Source organism: Nostoc sp. DedQUE02, from assembly GCF_034531035.1.
Taxonomy (GTDB): Bacteria; Cyanobacteriota; Cyanobacteriia; order Cyanobacteriales; family Nostocaceae; genus Nostoc.
The window spans coordinates 1-1,561 of record NZ_JAVRBY020000143.1; the positions used below are offsets into that span (position 1 = coordinate 1).

General features: G+C 41.1%; 5 protein-coding genes. All 5 read right to left on the bottom strand.

What is annotated here, in order from left to right; all coding sequences use genetic code 11:
* On the bottom strand, nt 1-281 hold a 281-nt coding region (locus RMX98_RS36190), incomplete at its 3' end, for a hypothetical protein (RefSeq protein WP_409881992.1).
* Complete coding sequence (locus RMX98_RS36195; protein WP_409881991.1) at nt 278-538, bottom strand: hypothetical protein; 261 nt, start codon at nt 536-538, stop codon at nt 278-280. The genes RMX98_RS36190 and RMX98_RS36195, both read right to left, overlap by 4 nt.
* Before the next feature lie 103 nt (nt 539-641).
* Entirely contained in the window at nt 642-953 is a 312-nt protein-coding gene (locus RMX98_RS36200) for a hypothetical protein (RefSeq protein WP_409881990.1), read from the bottom strand.
* Between the two features lie 109 nt (nt 954-1,062).
* Entirely contained in the window at nt 1,063-1,248 is a 186-nt protein-coding gene (locus tag RMX98_RS36205; protein WP_409881989.1) for a hypothetical protein, read from the bottom strand.
* Nucleotides 1,249-1,267: 19 nt separating this feature from the next.
* Complete coding sequence (locus RMX98_RS36210) at nt 1,268-1,546, bottom strand: hypothetical protein (protein WP_409881988.1); 279 nt, start codon at nt 1,544-1,546, stop codon at nt 1,268-1,270.
* Nucleotides 1,547-1,561: the final 15 nt, after the last annotated feature.

A 1,561-nucleotide genomic window follows, 5' to 3' on the forward strand; every position in this document is an offset into this window, starting at 1 on the left:
GCTACACACCCCGCAAATAAAACAGGATAGCCACATTCGGGGTTTTTTATATCGGTGTAACAATGGCAATTGTTAATATATTCATTGCCATCACTCACCCATGACAAACGGAAGAATTCATAATGCCAGCGTTTTTTATCTCCCCAATCTTGAGGACGCGAAAATTCTGCAATTGGTCTTGATGCTTCAGTTCCGTCATCATTCATGCCGTAAATAGTTGCGGCATTATGAGTTTCACGAATTTTTCTAACACTTAAAAATTGATCGCTGTGATCGCTCATCCTGACCTCCGATTTTTCAAGCGATGATTACAATTGCAGCGCTGCTCTAATAAGTCTGTTGCCTGTTGCCAAGCTTGCAAAATTGCTGTGGCATTAACACCAGTGAAAGCTTGTCTATCGCCGTTGTGCCAAGTGAGAACTACAACATTGTTTGGGTATTCCTCATGCTGAAGTTGTCTGACTTGGGCTAGGTTGATCCATCCTTCTGTTGGAGTTTTGCAGGTAAACACAGATGGTGTGTTGATTATGGTGTGCATTTTGGTAAACTAACTTTGGTATCGATCTAGGGCGATCGCATTCTTTGGTAGGGAGGCGTTCGCCCTTGGCGTTGGCGTAGCCATCGCCTAAAAAAAACTTCAGCTAAAATCCATCAGGGATATCATCTGGGTCTGGCTGATCCTTGACTTTTTGGAGTCTTTGAAGTTCATTTTTTAAATTCTCAACCTCTACGTTGAGCGCCGCTAATTCTTTCTTTCTGTCTCTGATTTCTTTATCAAGTTGGTTGTGTATATGCTCCTCATGAATTTGGCGCTCAACACTTTCTATAAGTGCCTGTGTTGCAATTTCATGGTCTTGATAGTCTTCAGGTAGTAGAGCAGTTTTCTCTAATCTGCACGAATTGTAATCGTCGAGATTTAGAACTCTTTGGTAAGTGATGGTTGTTACTTGCATTTGCTGAAAATGTGATATTTTTTACTTGTACACGTTTGAAGTGTTTGGGTAGATGAATTCATGAGCGATCGCACTCCTCAACCAGACTGCGATCGCTTTTGAATTAGACCTACAACCCAAACTCTGTAATCCGGTCACGGAAAATTACTTCAACATTTACATGGGAAAGTTGTTTCATCATTTGGCAGTAACCATCGGCATCGTTGCGTCTTCTAAATTGGGACAAGATAACCCAGTTGCATGGGGAAACTTGTTTGACAACGATCCAATCAAAAAGCTGTTGTCGATAAGTCATAGGTAAATGCTGTTGTTAATTATGTTGGGTAGTATTCGTTAAGGAATTGCTCTAATTCCTCATCAGAAAATTGATGAAACTTTTGTTTACCTTGGTCGACATATCCTATTCGGTGAACAATTGCAGGTTGTCCAGTGTGTTTTGCTAATTCGTCAGTGACAAGTGCATAAGCGACTACCAGATATAACAGAAAGTTATTGGAAAGAACCACATCAGATTTTCGTTTTGTAATCCTCTTGGGGCCCCCATACAATTGCACGTCACCAGCTTTTATCCAAGCCGCGACTTGTATAGACAAACACTTCAGGTGTCA